The following is a 17418-nucleotide window of genomic DNA, read 5'->3' on the forward strand; positions in this document are numbered from 1 at the left end:
ACGGATCCCACACGGTGGACGTGGTGACGTCGCCGTCCCAACCCGCCCGTACCCGCGCACCGCCTTCGGCCGGCCGGTGGTGCCGGACGGCCTCACCGAACCGCTCACCGGTCTCGACGCGTGGTACGGCGCCGGGCTCCCGCCCTTCCGGATCACCGAGAACGGCTGCTCCCGGGCCGGCCTCCCCTCGGATGACGGCGCGATCGGTGACGAGGCCCGCGTCGACTACCTGCGCACCCGCATCGAGGCCGTGCGGAGCGCGCACGCCTGCCGGGTCGACGTCCGCGGCTGCTTCGTCTGGTCGCTGCTGGACAACTTCGCGTGGGCCGTGGGCTACCACCAGCGGTTCGGACTCGTCCACGTCGGCTACGCGACCCAGCGGCGCACGCCGAAGGCCTCGTGCCCTGGTACCGGGACCGCATCGCGCAGGCCCGCCGCAGCGCGTCCTGACGGCACGGATCCCGGCGCGGATCTCGGCAGGGGTCCTCGGCTGGGGTCTTCGGCCGGGCCTTCGATAGAGGTCTTCAATCGAACGATAAGGAGGTGGTCTTGGACACCCCACGCACGGCGGGGCGACGATCGAGGGCGAGATCCCCGTTGTCACGGAAGAGCCGCCGTGGGCCGGATACGGGGATGGTCCCAAGGAGTCCCCATGCTGATTCCGCGCGCCTCGGGGGCCTGTGCCCCGCTCCGTCCCGAGTCCGGTCGTCCGCATGGCGGCTGACGCGTCCGGGGCGACCGATACCGTCGACGCCGCGTCCCGCGAGCCGTCCCGCACCCGCGAGAGGCGCGGCAGACGCCGCCTGGCGCGGCTGCCACCGCGCACGATCGCCTCGGCGGCCGTGACGACCTCGGTCGGCCTGGCCCTGCTGGTGGTCCTGGGCACGCTCACCCACCAGACGGTGCTCGTGCCGCCGCTCGCCGCCACGATGGCCATCGTCACCGCGACCCCCGACTCCCCGCTCGCGCAACCCCGCCACGTCATCGGCGGCCACATGCTCGCCTGCCTCGTCTGCTTCGGTGTGCTCGCCCTCGGCTGGCACGGCCCGTGGGCCGCCGTCGTGGGGTGCGGTATCGCCTGCGGAGTCGTCCTGCTGCTCAGAACGCCTCATCCGCCGGCCATGGCCACCGCGGTCATGATCATGCTCACCACCCCGTCCGCCACCCACTTCGTGCCCCTGCTGGCCGTCGGCGCGGTGCTGCTCCTCGTGGTGCAGACGGTCTCCGCCCGCCTGCGGCGCGAGGTCTACGCCACGACGTGGTGGTGACAGGTGAGCTCGGCCTGCCGGGTCGGTGCGGTGGCGCGGGCACACCGGGGGAGGGTCTTCCCGGAGCCTGTCGGGGGGGGGCACGGTGGTGGCGACGAGGGAGCAGCTGCTGCCGCGGCCCGCGGAACCGCTCAGTGATCGCTCGCCGGCGTGGACGCCGCTGGAGCGAAGTCCTTGACGAGTGCGAGGAGTCGGTAGACGGGGTCGGGGCGGGCCGTGTCCTGCCCGGGGAGCGCGGTCAGGCGTCCGGCGAGGGTCTCCACGTCGCCGTCCTGCAGGGCGAGCGCGGAGGCGAACCCGCCCGCCGCGATCCGGGCGGCGAGATCGCGGGGGGTGCGGCCCTGGCCGTGGCCTGCGAAGCGGGCTTCGGCGGCTGGGCGCAGGCCGTGCGAGGCGGCCTGCCGTAGCACCCGTCCTTCCGCGTCGTGCGCCTCACGGGTGCGGAACGGCGCGAGGAGCGCGTCGACGTCGCTCCCCACGTCGTGCCCCGCGTCCTTGTCGACGGTGGTGACGAACACCCCGCCGGGCCGCAGCACCCGGGCGCACTCGGCGATCACCGCGGGGGCGTCCGGCAGCAGGTGGAGCACCCACACGGCCGTCACCGCGTCGAGCGAAGCGGTCGCGAACGGCAGCCGGCGCACGTCGCCCTGGACGATCCCCGGCCCTACTCGGTCGGCGGCGAGCCGGGCCATGGCCAGGGCGGCGTCGACGCCCAGCACGCGCAGCCCGGCGCGGCCGGTGTAGCGGGCCGTCACCAGCCCGGTGCCGCAGCCGATGTCGAGCACGGTGCCGGCCGTTCTGGGTATCAGCTCGAGCACGGCGGTTGCCGCGGCCTCGGCCCGGGGGACCCCGCCGCGGGTGGCGTCGTAGATCGCTGCCTGCTCCTCGTAGTCCAGCACGCCTGGAGGTTAGCCGCCCGCCATGCACCCGACGGCGGCCAAGTGACCCTTGTCACAAGCCCCGTGCCGCGATGCGCTGTGCCCGGCGTCAGGGGGGCGGTGAAAGACAGCGAGAGCTGCCGCCCGTGCGTTCCTCCGCTCCACGCCTCGTCCGCCGGCTCGGCCGGCCCTGGACCGCGACCGCGATGCCGGGGCCTGACCCCGTCGCAACGACCGTCGTCGCGACTACGCCGCACAGCGCCTCGAGCACAGGCACGGGCACTTGTGCAACGGCCGCGCTCGCTCGACCGCTACCGGGGTCACCGGCGAAATCCGACCGCGTGGGGCGGCGATCCGACCTGCGCCGCCGCTCCCCACGCAGTGCGGGTCAGTTGAAGGAGGACGGATCGGGGCCGAGGCGCCCGCCGTTGTCGAGGGCGTCGATCGCGGCCATGTCCTCGCCGTCGAGCTCGAAGCCGAAGACGTCGAGGTTTTCCCGGATCCGCGACGGCGTCACGGACTTGGGGATCACGACGTTGCCGAGCTGGAGGTGCCAGCGCAGGACGACCTGGGCGGGGGTCCTGCCGTGCTTGGCGGCGACGGCGGCGAGGGCGGGCTCGTCGAGGAGTCCGCGGCCCTGGCCCAGCGGTGACCAGGCCTCGGTGGCGATGCCGTGCGCCGCGTGGAAGGCCCGCAGCTCCGCCTGGGGGAGGTTCGGGTGCAGCTCGATCTGGTTGACGACGGGTACCACGCCGCTCTCGTCGAACAGGTGCTGCAGCTGCGCGACCGGGAAGTTCGACACGCCGATGGTCCTGGCACGTCCGTCGGCGTGGATCTTCTCCAGGGCGCGCCAGGTCTCCAGGTACAGGCCGCGGGCCGGGGTGGGCCAGTGGATCAGGTAGAGGTCCACGTAGTCCAGGCCGAGTTTGCCGAGGGAGGTGTCGAAGGCCCGCAGGGCGTTGTCGTGGCCCTGATCGGTGTTCCACAGCTTGGTGGTGACGAACAGTTCCTCGCGCGGGATGCCGGAGGCGGCGATGGCGCGGCCGGTGCCGCTCTCGTTCTGGTAGAGCGCGGCCGTGTCGATGCTGCGGTAGCCGGCCTCCAGGGCCGTGGCGACCGCCGTGGCGGCCTCGTCGTCCGGGACCTGCCAGACGCCGAAACCGAGCTGCGGCATGGTGACGCCGTTGTTCAGGGTGATGTCGGGAACCTTGCTCACGAGCTGGTCTTCCTCACTGTGTCGGAGTCGGACTCACGGTATGCCTCCGCTAGAGCGATCTTCGCCTGGGCGGCATTCCCCCACGTAGGCCTAGGTATGGTAAAGAGCCTCGATCTCCCGCGCGTACGCCTTCTCTATCGCCCTTCTCTTCAGCTTGAGCGAAGGCGTCAGCAGCCCGCCCTCCTCCGAGAACTGCCCGGCCAGGATGCGGAAGGCGCGGATCGACTCGGCCTGGGAGACGAGCGTGTTGGCGGCGACGACGGCTCGCCGGACCTCCGCCTCCAGGTCGGGGTCGCGGATCAGCCGGTCCACCGGCAGCACCGGCTTGGCCCGCATGGTCTGCCAGTGCCCGATGCCCTCGGGGTCGAGGGTGATCAACGCGGCGACGAAGGGCCGGTCGTCGCCGACCACGACGCACTGCGCGACCAGCGGGTGGGAGCGCACCCGGTCCTCCAGCACCGCGGGCGAGACGGACTTGCCGCCGCTGGTCACCAGGATCTCCTTCTTCCGCCCGGTGATGGTGAGGTAGCCGTCCTCGTCGAGCGCGCCGAGGTCGCCGGTGGCGAGCCAGCCGTCGTGCAGGGCCTCACCGGTGGCGTCGGGGTCGTCGAGATACCCGCTGAAGACCTGTCCGCCGCGCACCAGGATCTCGCCGTCTTCGGCGATGTGCACCGAGGTGCCCGGGACGGGCACGCCCACCGTGCCGAACCGCGTCTGCTCGGGCGGGTTGGCGACCGCGGCGGCCGTGCTCTCGGTGAGCCCGTACCCCTCGAAGATCCGCACGCCCGCGCCGTCGAAGAAGAGCCCCAGCCGCCGGTCCATCGCGGAGCCGCCGGAGAACGCGTGCCGGACCTTGCCGCCGAGGGCCCCCCGCACCTTGCCGTAGACCAGCTTCTCGTACAGCTGGTGCTGCATCCGCAGCGAGGCGCTGGGCCCGGGTCCGGTGCCGAAGGCCCGGGCCTCCATCGCCTCGGCGTGCCGCACCGCCACGTCCACGGCCTTCTCGAAGGGCCCGAGCCTGCCCGCGGCCTCGGCCTTGCGGCGGGCGCCCTGGAAGACCTTCTCGAAGACGTACGGGACGGCCAGCACGAAGGTCGGCTTGAAGGAGGCCATCGCCGGCAGCAGCTCGGCGGCGGCCAGCTCGGGCTGGTGGCCCAGCCGGACCTTCGCGCGGACGGCCGCGACCTCCACCATGCGCCCGAAGACGTGGGCGAGCGGCAGGAAGAGAAGGGTGGACGCCTCGTCGCCGTTCCTGCTGTGGAAGACCGGTTCGTACCGGGCCACGACGTTGTCGCTCTCGACCATGAAGTTGCGGTGGGTGATCACGCACCCTTTGGGGCGGCCGGTGGTGCCCGAGGTGTAGATGATCGTCGCGGCGGCGTCCGGGGTGACCGCCTTGCGGTGCCGGTGCACCAGGTCGTCGTCGACGGCGAAGCCGTGCCGGGCCAGTTCGGACAGCGCGTCGGAGTCCAGCTGCCACAGCCGTGTCAGGTGGGGGAGCCGGTTGACGACCGCGCCGACCGTCATCGCGTGGTCCTCGTGCTCGACCACGCAGGCGACCGCCTTGGAGTCGTGGAGCATCCAGCGGACCTGGTCCGAGGAGGAGGTGGGGTAGATGGGGACGGGCTGGGCGCCGATCGCCCAGAGCGCGAAGTCCAGCACGGTCCACTCGTAGCGGGTGCGGGACATCAGGCCGACGCGGTCGCCGAAGCGGATCCCCTCGGCCAACAGGCCCCTGGCCACCGCGAGGACCTCGTCCCGGAACCGGGCGGCCGTGACGTGCTCCCAGCCCGCCGCGCCGTCCCCGTCACCCGTGCCGTCCGCGCCGCCCCTGCTGCCTGCGCCGCCCGCCGGGGCGCGGCGGCTCAGCACGACCCGGTCCGGTTCCTCGTCGGCATTGGCGAACACGGCGTCCGCCAGACCTCCGGCCTGGGGTGCCGTCACCAGTGCGGGCATGGTGAACTCGCGCAACGTCGCTCCTCGACCACTTGGGCGGCCACGAAACGTACCCGACACCACCTGGGGTGGACAGGGGTGCGCAGATTGCTGTGAAGGCCCGGGCGGGGGCCCGTGCGCACGGGGGACGCCCCCATCGCCTGTTACCGCAAGGAACATCGTGCCCGTGGGCGGCGTCCGGGCGTACCGGGGCCGCCCGGACTCTGCACCAAATCCCCTCGGGGGGCGCACGGCCGCTCTACAGTCCCCGGCGGGAAGCGGTGTTCGTCGCTGCCGCGCCTCCGCCCGGCCGTGCCCACTGGTCGAGCGCGGACAGGACCGGCCGCCGTCGGGGCACCGCGCGGCGAAGCGGGAAGCCGGCCGACGCCGCGGCCGTGGCCGCCGCGCCGGTGGGGCGGTCACGACCGCAGCGATCCCCCGAGGATCGCCGCCGCGAGGGCGTCCGCCGCCTCCTGCGCCGCGGGCCGCCGCCGCCCGTGCAGCAGGACGAAGTCCACGCCGCCGAGCTCCGGCAGCCCCGCCCGGGCCGGAACCCGCACCAGCCCGGGCGGGATCAGCCCCTCGGCGTGCGGCATCACCCCGAGCCCGGCGCGGGTGGCGGCGATCAGCCCGCTGAGCGAGCCGCTGGTGCACGCGATGCGCCACGCACGGCCGTTCCGCTCCATGACCTCCAGGGCCCGCGCCCGGGTGATCGCGGGGGCCGGGTAGAGGATCAGCGGTACGGGCCGCTGGGCCTCGGGGCGGTAGCGTTCGCCGGCGATCCACACCAGCCGGTCGCTCCAGACCAGTTCGCCGTGGGTGTCCCCGGACGCGCGCTTGCCGAGCATCACGTCCAGCCGTCCGGCGGCCAGCTGGCGGTGCAAGGTGGCCGACAGCTCCACCGTCAGTTCCAGGTCGACCTCGGGGTGCTCGCGCCGGAAGCGCTCCAGGATCTCGGGCAGCCGGGTCAGGACGAAGTCCTCCGAGGCGCCCAGGCGCAGCCGGCCGCGCAGCCGGGTGCCCGCGAACCAGCCCGCGGCGCGTTCGTTCGCCTCCAGGATCGTCCGGGCGAAACCCAGCATGGCCTCGCCGTCCTCGGTGAGCTCCACGGTGTGCGTGTCGCGCGTGAAGAACCGCCGCCCGGCGGCCTCCTCCAGCTTGCGCACATGCTGGCTCACCGTCGACTGGCGCAGGCCCAGCCGACGGCCTGCCTGCGTGAAACTCAGCGTCTGGGCCACGGCGACAAAGGTCCGCAGCTGCACCGGATCGAACACGCCGTCCAGCCTATCGCCGCTCATCGCGTTACGTGATGGCAGTGAGTGCGGTCAAAATCATTTACGATCGCCCGGCCAGCGGGCACGCTGGAGAGGGCCCCGTCCAGCACTGATGAGGAAGACCATGCGCCGCCTGCGTTACCCGTCCTGGCTCCCTGTGGACCCGTACATCGCGGCGCTGCTCGGCACCGTGCTCCTCGCGGCCCTGCTGCCCGCCCGGGGCGCGGGCGCCCACCTCGCGGGCGGGGCCTCGACCGGAGCGGTCGGGCTGCTCTTCTTCCTCTACGGCGTGCGCCTGTCCACGCGTGAGGCGATGGACGGACTGCGCCACTGGCGCCTGCACGGCACCGTCCTGGCCGCCACCTTCCTCGTCTTCCCGCTGCTCGGCCTGGCCTCCGGCGCACTCGTGCCGTACCTGCTGACGCCCGAGCTGCGCACCGGGCTGCTCTTCCTGTGCCTGGTGCCCTCGACCATCCAGTCCTCCATCGCCTTCACCTCCGTCGCCCGCGGCAACGTGGCCGCCGCCATCTGCGCCGGCTCCTTCTCCAGCCTCGCCGGGCTCGTCCTCACGCCGCTGCTGGCCGCGGTGCTGCTCGGCGGGAGCGGTGGGAACCTCACGGTGGACGCGGTGTTCGGCATCGTGCTGCAGCTGCTGGCGCCCTTCGTGGCGGGGCAGCTGCTGCGGCGCTGGATCGGCGGTTTCGTCACCCGCCACAAGAAGGTGCTCGGCCTGGTCGACCGGGGCTCGATCCTGCTGGTCGTCTACACCGCGTTCAGCGAGGGCGTGGTGCGCGGCATCTGGCACCAGGTCACCCCGCTGCGCCTGCTGGGGCTGCTGGTGGCGGAGGCCCTGCTGCTGGCCGCGATGCTCTTCCTCACCTCGTACGGCTCGCGCAGGCTCGGCTTCCCCCGCGCGGACCGGATCACCATCGTCTTCGCCGGTTCGAAGAAGAGCCTGGCGGCCGGACTGCCCATGGCGTCGGTGCTGTTCGGCGCCCAGGCCGGACTGATGGTGCTGCCGCTGATGCTCTTCCACCAGATGCAGCTGATGGTGTGCGCGGTGCTCGCCAAGCGGTGGGCCAGGCAGGCGGAGGCGGTCGCGTCCACGGCCGCCACGGCCACCGCGGCCGTCGCAACCACCGCCGCCCCGGCCGGCGTACCGTCCCGGGAAATCATGGCCGACCGCGGGTGAGTCCCGCCCGGCCGCTCGGCGGCGGGCCCGCTCAACGCACCGCGTCGACCACGAGGACCGCCAGCGCCATCGCCAGGAACAGCGCGTACGCGAAGAGGGCGCGCCCCCGGTCGCCGTGACGCAGCTGGCACAGCAGCACCCAGGCGAAGATCCCAGCCTCCAGCGCGGCCCCTGCGACGCCGACGGTAGGGTGCCGCAGTCCGGCGAGCACGACGACGGCGCCCAGCGTGTGCAGCGTGCCGAGAAGGGTCAGCACCCACAGGCGCCGTCCTTCCAGGACGCCCAGCCGGGTCAGCTCGTCGAGCCGCTCCCGGCCGGCCCGCGCACGGGTGAGCTGGGCGACCGCGGAGGGGACGACTTCCAGCAGCAGCAGGACGGTCAGCGCGACGGCGAGTGCGAACACCCGCACAGTCTGCCGTACGTTCGAAAGCGCTCAGTCCGTGCGGCAGATGACGAAGCCCGGGTAGGGGTGGCGTCCCGGCCGGTCGCCGATCTCCTCGACCGCCCGCCGGATCTCGCGGAGCTGCTCCACGGCCATCTCCAGTGGCGGCTCGTCGGGCTGGTAGGTGGTGCGGACGGGGTAGTCCACACCCGGTTCGCGGGTCATCTCGATGTGGCAGCCCAGCACATGGGTGACGGGGCGCTGCTCGGCGAAGGCGACCAGCCGGTCCAGGGTGCGCCGGAAGGCGGCCCAGTCCTCGACGTAGAGCCGGCCCGGGTAGACGGTGTCGCCGGTGAGGAGGAAGCCCGTCGCGGAGTCGAAGTAGGTGACGGCCGCGGCGTGGTGGCCGGGGGTCGCGAGGCATTCCAGCATCCGCCCCCCGAGGTCCAGGCGCGCCACGCGCTCGGGGTCCTCGGCGAGGCCGAGGAAGCTCCATGCGCTGTCGCGGTCCGCCGGCACCACGACGGTGTCGGGGCGGTCGGCGAACTGAGCGTCGCCCGCGACATGGTCGGAGTGGGCGTGGGTGTGCAGCACCAGCAGTTCGTACCCGGGCCGCTGCAGGGCGGGCGGCCTGAGTTCGAACAGCTCGTCCACGACCTCCCGCAGCGGGAAGAACTCCTCCTCCGGGGTGGCCCCGGTGTCCAGGAGCACGGCGCGGTCGTCGCCGAAGAGCAGGAAGAGGAAGGGGGCCTCGTAGTGGACCGCCTTGTTCTGCCGCAGGATGAAGGTGCGTTCGTCGTACTCGAACACCTGGATGTCGGGGTCGGTGTTGTGCTTCGCCGACGGCGACCCGTGGATCCAGCGCACGTCGAGCGGCTCCGGCGCCGGAGGGGTGGCTGCGTTCATGGGGACTCCTTCGTGGATACCCCGGTGCGCGGGCCGGGGCGGAGACGATGCTCCTGCGGAGTGGGGAGGGCAGGGCCGGCGTCCGACGGGGCGGCGGTGGACGCCGGTGGAGACGGTGTGGGACCTGGGCGGGAGTCCTCCGGGACGGGGCGAACTGCGTGCGGCGGGGCCCCACGGGCGACCGGCGGCCTCGCCGCCCTGGGCGGGGGAGGACGTCAAGACCTCACTTTCCGCGGGCAGTCGTCGCGTCGGCCGGACCTGCCCGGCGGGTCCGCTCCGCCGGGTGGCGCGGGGCGCCGTTTTGTGCGTCCCACCGGTCGGGAGGGACACTGTCCATGTGACCTCTGAGGCAACGGTGGCGACGTCCACCCACCATATCGGCGTTTTCGCCTCGGACCACGACGCCGACCGGACACGGCGCCGTCCGGCACGCCGTGACACCCCGGCGTACAAGACCCGGCACCGGCCGGGGCACTTCGCGTACCGCGCCCGCCGCGCTTACCGTGCTTTCGTCAGTGAACCCGACGGCAACGACACCGCGGCCGTCCTCAAGGAGGTAGCCCCCTGATGGCTCCGCGTCTCGTGCTCGTCCGACACGGCCAGACCGAGTGGTCCGAGAGCGGCCGGCACACCGGCTGGACCGACATCCCGCTCACCGAGGAGGGCCGGGAGGGCGCCCGCCTGTTGGGCAAGCGCCTCGCCCGCGCCCCCTGGCACGGCTTCCCGGGCGCTCGGGTCCGCACCAGCCCCCTCCAGCGTGCCCGCGAAACCTGCGAGATCGCCGGTTTCGGCGACCGGGCGCAGACCTGGGACGTCCTGCGGGAATGGGACTACGGCGCCTATGAGGGCCGTACGACCTCGCAGATCCACGAGGAACGCCCGGGCTGGGTCATCTGGCGCGACGGCGTCGTCGACGGCGAGACCCTTCGGCAGGTCGCCGACCGGGCGGACGAGGTGGTGGCCTGGGCTCAGGCGGAGGACAGCGACGCGGTCGTCTTCGCCCACGGCCACTTCCTGCGCACCCTGGCCGCCCGCTGGCTCCGGCTAAACCCGGAGCGCGGCATGGTGCTGAGCCTGGCGCCGGCCTCGCTGTCGATCCTCGGCTGGGCGTACGGCGACCCCGCGATCACCCTCTGGAACGACACCGCCCACCTCCAGTGAGGCGCTGACCCGGGTGCGCAGCGACTTCAGCGCGCCCAGGGCGGGCTGATCCGCGACCCGTCGGGGAACACCGCCTCCAGACCGATCCCGGTGGTCACCCAGACGGAGGCGGGGCCGTTCCCCGGATTTCCCATGGCCAGCAGGGAACCCGCCGGCACCATGGCCACGTCGCCGGGTGACAGGTCGTGCGCCTCGCCGTCGATGGTCAGACGCGGGGTACCGGAAAGGACGAGGAAGACCTCCTCGCGGCTGATGGTGTGGCCGGGACCGGCGGTCCCGGCCGGCACCTCGAGCCGCCACGCGCACAGTTCGGTGCTGCCGGTGGCGGTGCATGCGTACGAGACGAAGCGGACGTCGTGCAGGTCGTGGACTTCGGCGTCGGCTGAGCGGACGACGGGCATGGGAACCCCTGTTCCTTGATAGGCAAGTAACTTGAGCAAGTTGGTTGCCTATATATTCAAGCCGCTTGCGCACTGTGTCAAGGTGGGCGGCATGAAGGACGAAGCGGCCCCGGCCATGGCCCTGGGCGTCAACCTGCTCGCCGCCGCCGGCGCCCTCACCGCCGCGATCCACGACGGTGTCGTCGCCCGCGGTTTCGACGACTTGCGCCCCGCCCATGGCTTCGCCTTCACCCGCATGGCAGCCGGTGGCGCCACCGTCACCGAACTCGCCGCGCACCTCGGGGTGACCCGCCAGGCGGCCGGGCAACTCGTCGACGAACTCGAGGCCAAGGGCTACGCCGAACGCCGTCCCCACCCGGACGACGCCCGGGCCCGGCGCGTCGTTCTCACCGACCGCGGCCGGGCCTGCACCCGCGCCGCCGAGCAGGCCGCCGCAGACGCCGTGCGCTCCTGGGCCGACGTGCTCGGCGAGGACCGGCTGCGCGCCCTGTCCGCCGACCTGGCGCGCCTCGCGCCCGGCGGCCCCGTCCGGCCCGCCTGGTAGGCGGCCCCCGGCGACGGACTCCACTGGAGACTCCGAGCCCCACCTCACGGCTCCGGAACGCGGCCCGGGGCGAGAAGCCGCGGTGGCCGCGGGGGCAGTCCCGGCTCGACCGGTGGCTGCATCCGAGGGCGGTTAGCATGCCAGGAGGATGCGATTCGCGGTTGAGGAGGCGGGTCCACCATGGCCGACGACGTCACGATCCCCGGCATCGATCCCACGTCAGAGCCCAGCGGTGACGGCTGCGCCGACTGCGGCGCCGGCCAGGGGCCCGGCTGGTGGCTCCACCTGCGCCGCTGCGCTCAGTGCGGGCACATCGGCTGCTGCGACTCCTCGCCGTCCCAGCACGCCACGCGGCACGCCCGGGAGGCGGGCCACCCGTTCATGACCAGCTATGAGCCCGGTGAGGACTGGTTCTGGAACGTCGAGACCGAGGAGTTCTACGACGGTCCCGCACTGCCTCCGCCGCACTCGCGCCCAGCAGGCCAGCCCTCGCCGGGTCCCGCGGGCAGGGTCCCCGCGGACTGGCAGGCGCAGCTGCACTGAGGACGCACCGCGCGGGCGGGCCGGCGTACCGGCGCCGCCCACGGCCGGGGACGGGACCCCGGCGAGCGGTGAGGACCGTGGCGGGACCAGCCGGCGCAGGGGGCGCAACCTCGCCGGCCGGTCCCGCGCGCGTGTACGCGCGCTGGACGGGTCAGACCCGCCCGGCCGCAGGCGCGGGCAGGGCGATCCGCTCTTCGCCCGCGTACACGTTCATGGAGGCGCCCCGCAGGAAGCCCACGAGGGTGAGCCCGGACTCGGCGGCGAGGTCGACGGCCAGGGAGGACGGGGCCGACACGGCGGCGAGGACCGGGATGCCGGCCATCACGGCCTTCTGGGCGAGTTCGAAGGAGGCCCGACCGGAGACCATGAGGATCTTCCCGGCGAGCGGCAGCAGGTCCTGCTGGAGGGCCCGGCCGACGATCTTGTCCACGGCGTTGTGGCGGCCGACGTCCTCGCGCAGGTCGAGCAGTTCGCCGTCGGCGGTGAAGAGGGCGGCCGCGTGCAGACCGCCGGTCCGGTCGAAGACGCGCTGCGCGGCGCGCAGCCGGTCGGGGAGCGCGGACAGCAGCGCGGGCTCGAGGCGCAGCGGCGCGGGGTCGGCGATGGGCCAACGGGCCGTGGTGCGGACGGCGTCGAGGCTGGCCTTGCCGCACAGACCGCAGGAGGACGTCGTGTAGACGTTGCGCTCCAGCGTGATGTCGGGGACGGCGACCCCGGGGGCGAGGCGCACGTCGACGACGTTGTAGGTGTTGGACCCGTCGACGGTCGCGCCGGCGCAGTACACGATGTTCGCCAGCTCGTCAGCGCCGCCGAGCACACCCTCGCTGACCAGGAAGCCCGCCGCGAGCGCGAAGTCGTCGCCGGGGGTGCGCATCGTGATCGCGAGCGGCTTGCCGTTGAGCCGGATCTCCAGTGGTTCCTCGGCGACCAGGGTGTCCGCGCGATGGTCGACGGCTTCGTCCCTGATCCTCAGTACCCGACGTCGTTCGGTGACCCGTCCCATGTCGATCAGTCCCGGTTCTGTACGTGCTGGAAGCCGCTTGGGCCCTTGATACAGAGGTTGCCACGGGTGATCGCGCCGTACCCGGGCGCGGGCCCGGGAACGGGTCCGGCCCGGAGTGTTCGACCCCGGACGAATACTGTGTACAGTATTCGCCTGGCAGGGGTCAAGGGGGCGTAAAGGTGCTTCCCGGCGGGCCGCGGGCCGAGGAGGGTGCGCGTGCAAGCGGCCTTCCGGCCGGTTACCGCTGCCGCCCCGCCGCCTGGCATGATCGCTTCCATGGCCGGCCCGCCGTCGGCGCGGTCGCCGACTTCCCGCAAGAGCAGTGCCGGAAGTGTGAAGAGCATCACGCTCGGGTGCGGTGTCCGTGCCCGGCCCTGGCGCACGTAGACTGTAGACGAAAGCCAATCATCCCCGGGAAAGATTGGGGGCCCCGATGCTGTCCAGCGGGCTGTCGCAGGGATCCGTGCCCAAGCTCCAGCGCCCCGGGCCCTTGCGTGACCAGGTGTACGAAGCGCTGCTCGAGCTGATCATCACCCGCTCGCTCACCCCCGGCCAGCACCTGGTGGAGACCGAACTCGCCGGCCACCTCGGGGTGTCCCGCCAGCCCGTGCGCGAGGCCCTGCAGCGGCTCAACACCGAGGGATGGGTGGATCTGCGCCCGGCCCAGGGGGCCTTCGTCCACGAGCCCACCGACGAGGAGGCCGACCAGCTCCTCGTGGTCCGCGCCCTGCTGGAGACGGAGGCGGCCCGCCTCGCCGCCGCCAACGCCACCTCCGCGGGCCTGGCGCGGCTCGAGGAGCTGTGCGAGGCGGGCGAGGCAGCCGTCGCCGCCGACGACGTCGACGCGGTCGTCGCCGCCAACGCCGCCCTCCACGCCTGCGTGATGGAACTGGCCGGGAACGCGGTGCTCGCCGAACTCGCCCGGCAGGTCGAGCGGCGCGTGCGCTGGTACTACACCCCGGTCGCCCGGCAGCGCGGTCAGCAGTCCTGGGTCGAGCACCGTGAGCTGATCGCGGCCATCGCCGGACGCGACGGCGAGCGGGCCCAGCAGATCATGCGCGCGCACACCGAGCACACCAGGACCTCCTACCACCAGCGGGCGCATGAGGACTGACCCCGGCACGCCCGCCGGCCCGCAGGCTCCGCCGGGCTGTCCGCCCCGGCCGGGCCGCTCAGAGCAGCGGCTTGCCGTCGAAGTGCCCGAGCCGCTCCCGGTACAACTCCACGTTGATCCCGTTGGGGTCGCGGAGGTAGAGGCTGTCCTCCACGCCCCGGTCGGGCCCGAGATAGTCGATCCCGGCCTCGTCCAGCACGCGCTTGGCCTCGGCGAACTGCTCGGCCGTCACCGACAGCGCCAGGTGCTGCAGGCCGCCGATCGTCTCGTGGTGCTCGGGGTGCTCGTGGCCGGGGAAGTCGAAGAAGCCCAGCAGGTTGCCGTGGCCGATGTCGAAGAAGAAGTGGCTGGAGCCCGCGTAGTCCCGGTTCTCCACCAGCTCCACCAGCGGGAAGCCCAGGAACTGCTGGTAGAAGCGGATGGTCTCCTCGACGTCCCGGCAGATGAACGCGACGTGGTGCACCCCCGCCGCCGTGGTCGCCGGCCGCGCCGCGGGCTCGCGCAGATACCTCGCGCGCAGCTCCTCCCGCCGGGCCCGTACCGCCTCCAGCTCTGCGCCCTGCGGCTCGCTCATGATCGGTTCCGCCTCCCTCGTGCCCGCGCTTGTCGACGTCCCAGCATGACGGCACCCGCGGCCGGATGAACAGACGACAACGCCGTCGGCCACCTCATCGGCCGCCGACGCCCGAAACGACCGTTTAATACGGTGCGGCCGGAATACCCGCCCGGCTAGCCTCCGGCCATGATGTCCTTCGACCGACTGGCGGCCTTCGCCCTGGTGTCCCTGGTGCTCGTGGTGATCCCCGGCCCCAGCGTCCTCTTCGTCATCGGCCGCGCGCTCGCCCACGGGCGCCGCGTCGCGCTGACCTCCGTCGCCGGCAACACGCTCGGCTCGTACGTCCTGGTGGTCGCCGTCGCCCTCGGCGTCGGCCCGGTCGTGGAGCGCTCGGCGCTGCTGTTCGCGGCCCTCAAGCTGGCGGGCGCCGCCTACCTGGTGTACCTGGGCGTCAAGGCGGTGCGGCAGCGGAGGGGGCTCGCCATGGCGCCCGGGGACGCGGGGGACGCGCGCGGCGCACTGCGCACGCTCGGCGAGGGCTTCGTGGTCGGCGTCTCGAACCCCAAGACCATGGTGTTCTACGCCGCGGTGCTGCCGCAGTTCGTCGACCGTCCGGCCGGGCACGTCACCGTGCAGATGCTGCTGCTCGGCCTGGTCTTCAACGTGATCGCCCTCGTCTCGGACAGCGCCATGGGCCTCGCGGCGGCGGCGGCCCGATCGTGGTTCGCCCGTTCCCCGCGCCGTCTGTCGCTGGTCGGCGGTGCGGGCGGCCTCGCGATGATCGGTCTCGGGGTGACCGCCGCCGCCACGGGACGTACCGACTGAACGGCGTCGCGCTGGTTAGGCTGGTCGGATGGACGACGGACACGTGGACGACACGGCCGCCCTGCAGCGGCTGCGCCACCTGCGCGGCAGCATCGACAACCTGGACGCGGCCCTGGTGCACCTGCTGGCGGAACGCTTCAAGGCCACCCAGCAGGTGGGGGAGCTGAAGGCGGCCCACAACATGCCGCCCGCCGATCCGCGGCGCGAGGCGGAGCAGATCGCCCGGCTGCGGCAGATGGCCGAGGAGGCGCACCTCGACCCGGCCTTCGCGGAGAAGTTCCTGAAGTTCATCGTCGAAGAGGTCATCCACCACCACAAGGCGATCGCCGCCGACCGCAAGGGCTGAGACACCGCGTGGGCCTCAGCCGTGGCGTTCCACGACTGAGGCCCACGTCATGCCGGCACGGTCCCCCGGTGACACGGGGGTGGTCCGGGGTTATCGCGGTGGTCGGGAGGGACACCCGGTCTCCTGGCACGAGGTTCCGTGCCGAAGCCCGGGCGCTTCCCGGCGGTCACGTCAGCCCACGGGCTGCGGGCTGCGCTGGACGTCCTTCTTCTTCGGACGGCCCGGTGGGGTGAGGAAGAGCGCCACGAAGCCGGCGAACAGCGAGATCGAGCCCGCGAGGGTGAACGCCCCGCTGTGGCCCCAGTGCGACACCACGTAGGCGCCCATACCCGAGCCGAGCAGACCCGAGACGAGCTTGGAGCTGTAGACCAGGCCGTAGTTGGACGCGTTGTTGTTCTCGCCGAAGTAGTCGGCCGTCATCGCCGCGAACATCGGGAAGATCGCGCCGCCGCCGAATCCGGAGATGGACGAGAAGATGAGGAACAGCGGCAGGTTCCCGATGTCGGCCGACCACAGGATGCCGTACTGCGACAGGCCGAGCACGATGCAGACGAAGATGAGGCACTGCTTGCGGCCGTAGCGGTCGGACAGCCAGCCGATGACGCCGCGGCCCGTGCCGTTGACGATCGCCTTCAGGGACATGGCCGTGGCCACGATCCCGCCGGCGAAGCCCGCCTCCTTGCCGATGTCGACCTGGAAGGCGATGCCGAAGATGTTCACGCCCGAGGTGCACAGCAGGCAGAACCACATCAGCGCCACCCGGCCGGTGCGCCAGGCCTCCGCGGGGGTGTACTGGCGGACGGCGGGCGGGTTCTTCTCCAGGGCGCGGCGGGTGCGCGGGTCGTCGGGCACCTTCAGCGGGTCGATGTCGGCCGGCCACCAGTTCTTCGGCGGGTCCTTGAAGAAGTGGCCGGACACCGCGACGACCGCCGCGAGGAAGACGCCGACCGAGACCAGCACCCAGCGGAAGTTGGTCAGGTCCATGTAGCCGGTGAAGAGGAAGACGAACGGCACCGAGCCGTAGGCGAAACCGCCGTTGACGAAGCCGGTCTTGCCGCCCTTCCGCTCGGGGTACCACTTGCCGACCATGTTCACGCAGGTCGCGTACACCATGCCGGCGCCCATGCCGCTGAACATGCCGAAGCCGAGGTACGCGAAGACGACGTGCGGTGCGTACGCCAGCGACAGGTAGCCCAGGAAGGTGCCCAGGGCGCCGAGCATCATCGCCCAGCGCGCCGGCAGCCTCCCGGACTCGCGGAGCTTGCCCGCCGGGAAGGCCACCGCGGCCTGGAAGAACACCCAGACGCCGAGCATCCAGAAGATGTGCAGGCTGCTCCACGCGTGTGCGGTGTGGAGCGTCTCCTCGGCGGACGCGAACGCGTACTCCGCCGAGCTGATGCCCATCATGCCCACCCACGGCAGGATGACCATCCACTTGCGCTTACGCCCCATGATGTCCACATCGGTCTCGCCGATGCGGTACACCCGGCCGTTGCGGTCGGTCACCTCTCGGTAGGTGACGGGTGTTTGGGACGTCGATGTCGTTGACGCCATTGTCATGATTCCCCTGCCTCGAAAGAGTCTGGCCAGCGCCCCCTGGACCTGGGGCCGGCACGGGTCGGTCCCGTGGGAGACCGACCCGTGCCGGCCCCCGTGCTCTTTTCGTGCTGCGCGGCGGGCCCGGTCCGCGCGGTCCACGCGGCCCGGTCTCGTCACGGTGGTGCGTCGGTCAGGGCGGCCCTGCTGCCCCGGCCCACCGGTGGACGGTGCCCGGCACCGCCACCGGTCGCTCTGTGGTGTGTGACCGCGTGTCCTCGCGGCCCCTGGTGTCCGCCATCGGTCAGATCACCCCCTCGGTTCGCAGCGCGCTCAAC

20 protein-coding genes are annotated in these 17418 nt (G+C 72.6%); 10 read left to right on the plus strand and 10 right to left on the minus strand.

All coding sequences use genetic code 11. From position 1 onward, the window contains the following. The first annotated feature begins 79 nt into the window (after positions 1-79). Positions 80-724, plus strand: a complete 645-nt coding sequence (locus tag ACRWND_RS27965; protein WP_431954290.1) for a family 1 glycosylhydrolase — start codon at positions 80-82, stop codon at positions 722-724. Next, positions 714-1268 carry an HPP family protein gene (locus tag ACRWND_RS27970; RefSeq protein ID WP_431954253.1) on the plus strand — a complete coding sequence of 185 codons (555 nt, stop codon included), beginning with the start codon at positions 714-716 and terminating at the stop codon, positions 1266-1268. The genes ACRWND_RS27965 and ACRWND_RS27970 overlap by 11 nt, the downstream gene beginning before the upstream one ends. A 131-nt stretch (positions 1269-1399) precedes the next feature. On the opposite strand, the gene ACRWND_RS27975 is transcribed toward ACRWND_RS27970, so the two are convergent. The 4 genes from ACRWND_RS27975 to ACRWND_RS27990 all read right to left on the minus strand — a co-directional run bounded on the left by ACRWND_RS27975 (position 1400) and on the right by ACRWND_RS27990 (position 6595). After that, the gene (locus tag ACRWND_RS27975) at positions 1400-2167 is read right to left on the minus strand and encodes a class I SAM-dependent methyltransferase (RefSeq protein ID WP_431954255.1); all 768 of its coding nucleotides are present in this window, start codon (positions 2165-2167) and stop codon (positions 1400-1402) included. A 367-nt stretch (positions 2168-2534) separates the two neighbouring features. Further along, positions 2535-3362: an aldo/keto reductase gene (locus ACRWND_RS27980; RefSeq protein WP_431954257.1), complete on the minus strand. Its 828-nt coding sequence runs from the start codon at positions 3360-3362 to the stop codon at positions 2535-2537. 90 nt (positions 3363-3452) lie between these two features. Next, positions 3453-5333 carry an AMP-dependent synthetase/ligase gene (locus ACRWND_RS27985; RefSeq protein WP_431954259.1) on the minus strand — a complete coding sequence of 627 codons (1881 nt, stop codon included), beginning with the start codon at positions 5331-5333 and terminating at the stop codon, positions 3453-3455. 383 nt (positions 5334-5716) lie between these two features. Then, positions 5717-6595 (minus strand): LysR family transcriptional regulator, encoded by an 879-nt coding sequence (locus tag ACRWND_RS27990; RefSeq protein ID WP_431954261.1) that lies wholly within the window; start codon positions 6593-6595, stop codon positions 5717-5719. Between the two features lie 100 nt (positions 6596-6695). Between ACRWND_RS27990 and ACRWND_RS27995 the strand changes: the two genes are divergently transcribed. Further along, positions 6696-7763 (plus strand): bile acid:sodium symporter family protein, encoded by a 1068-nt coding sequence (locus ACRWND_RS27995; protein WP_431954263.1) that lies wholly within the window; start codon positions 6696-6698, stop codon positions 7761-7763. 31 nt (positions 7764-7794) lie between these two features. On the opposite strand, the gene ACRWND_RS28000 is transcribed toward ACRWND_RS27995, so the two are convergent. Together ACRWND_RS28000 and ACRWND_RS28005 are read right to left on the minus strand one after the other, a co-directional pair. After that, entirely contained in the window at positions 7795-8166 is a 372-nt protein-coding gene (locus ACRWND_RS28000) for a DoxX family protein (protein WP_431954265.1), read from the minus strand. Positions 8167-8196: 30 nt separating this feature from the next. Continuing rightward, positions 8197-9051 (minus strand): MBL fold metallo-hydrolase, encoded by an 855-nt coding sequence (locus ACRWND_RS28005; RefSeq protein WP_431954267.1) that lies wholly within the window; start codon positions 9049-9051, stop codon positions 8197-8199. Between the two features lie 337 nt (positions 9052-9388). Between ACRWND_RS28005 and ACRWND_RS28010 the strand changes: the two genes are divergently transcribed. Next, a complete protein-coding gene (locus tag ACRWND_RS28010; protein ID WP_431954269.1) occupies positions 9389-9619 on the plus strand; it encodes a hypothetical protein in 231 nt (76 codons plus the stop codon). Next, entirely contained in the window at positions 9619-10212 is a 594-nt protein-coding gene (locus ACRWND_RS28015) for a histidine phosphatase family protein (RefSeq protein ID WP_431954271.1), read from the plus strand. Before ACRWND_RS28010 ends, ACRWND_RS28015 begins: the two co-directional genes overlap by 1 nt. A gap of 26 nt (positions 10213-10238) precedes the next feature. Here ACRWND_RS28015 and ACRWND_RS28020 read toward each other — a convergent pair whose 3' ends face one another. Then, positions 10239-10613: a cupin domain-containing protein gene (locus ACRWND_RS28020; protein WP_431954273.1), complete on the minus strand. Its 375-nt coding sequence runs from the start codon at positions 10611-10613 to the stop codon at positions 10239-10241. Between the two features lie 91 nt (positions 10614-10704). Here ACRWND_RS28020 and ACRWND_RS28025 point away from each other — a divergent pair, with 91 nt between their 5' ends. Together ACRWND_RS28025 and ACRWND_RS28030 are read left to right on the plus strand one after the other, a co-directional pair. Further along, positions 10705-11157, plus strand: a complete 453-nt coding sequence (locus ACRWND_RS28025; RefSeq protein ID WP_431954275.1) for a MarR family winged helix-turn-helix transcriptional regulator — start codon at positions 10705-10707, stop codon at positions 11155-11157. A 180-nt stretch (positions 11158-11337) separates the two neighbouring features. Continuing rightward, positions 11338-11700, plus strand: coding sequence for a UBP-type zinc finger domain-containing protein (locus tag ACRWND_RS28030; RefSeq protein ID WP_431954277.1), 363 nt, complete (start codon positions 11338-11340; stop codon positions 11698-11700). 151 nt (positions 11701-11851) lie between these two features. Here ACRWND_RS28030 and fdhD read toward each other — a convergent pair whose 3' ends face one another. Further along, entirely contained in the window at positions 11852-12703 is an 852-nt protein-coding gene (gene fdhD, locus ACRWND_RS28035; protein WP_431954279.1) for a formate dehydrogenase accessory sulfurtransferase FdhD, read from the minus strand. A 433-nt stretch (positions 12704-13136) separates the two neighbouring features. Between fdhD and ACRWND_RS28040 the strand changes: the two genes are divergently transcribed. Continuing rightward, a complete protein-coding gene (locus ACRWND_RS28040; RefSeq protein ID WP_431954281.1) occupies positions 13137-13817 on the plus strand; it encodes a GntR family transcriptional regulator in 681 nt (226 codons plus the stop codon). A 58-nt stretch (positions 13818-13875) separates the two neighbouring features. On the opposite strand, the gene ACRWND_RS28045 is transcribed toward ACRWND_RS28040, so the two are convergent. Beyond that, entirely contained in the window at positions 13876-14391 is a 516-nt protein-coding gene (locus tag ACRWND_RS28045; RefSeq protein WP_431954283.1) for a VOC family protein, read from the minus strand. A gap of 168 nt (positions 14392-14559) precedes the next feature. Here ACRWND_RS28045 and ACRWND_RS28050 point away from each other — a divergent pair, with 168 nt between their 5' ends. Together ACRWND_RS28050 and ACRWND_RS28055 are read left to right on the plus strand one after the other, a co-directional pair. Beyond that, the gene (locus ACRWND_RS28050; RefSeq protein ID WP_431954285.1) at positions 14560-15198 is read left to right on the plus strand and encodes a LysE family translocator; all 639 of its coding nucleotides are present in this window, start codon (positions 14560-14562) and stop codon (positions 15196-15198) included. A 28-nt stretch (positions 15199-15226) separates the two neighbouring features. Then, positions 15227-15544: a chorismate mutase gene (locus tag ACRWND_RS28055; protein ID WP_431954287.1), complete on the plus strand. Its 318-nt coding sequence runs from the start codon at positions 15227-15229 to the stop codon at positions 15542-15544. 171 nt (positions 15545-15715) lie between these two features. On the opposite strand, the gene ACRWND_RS28060 is transcribed toward ACRWND_RS28055, so the two are convergent. Continuing rightward, positions 15716-17098 carry an OFA family MFS transporter gene (locus tag ACRWND_RS28060; protein WP_431954288.1) on the minus strand — a complete coding sequence of 461 codons (1383 nt, stop codon included), beginning with the start codon at positions 17096-17098 and terminating at the stop codon, positions 15716-15718. Positions 17099-17418: the final 320 nt, after the last annotated feature.

Source organism: Actinacidiphila sp. bgisy167, from assembly GCF_965342175.1.
Lineage (GTDB): Bacteria > Actinomycetota > Actinomycetes > Streptomycetales > Streptomycetaceae > Actinacidiphila.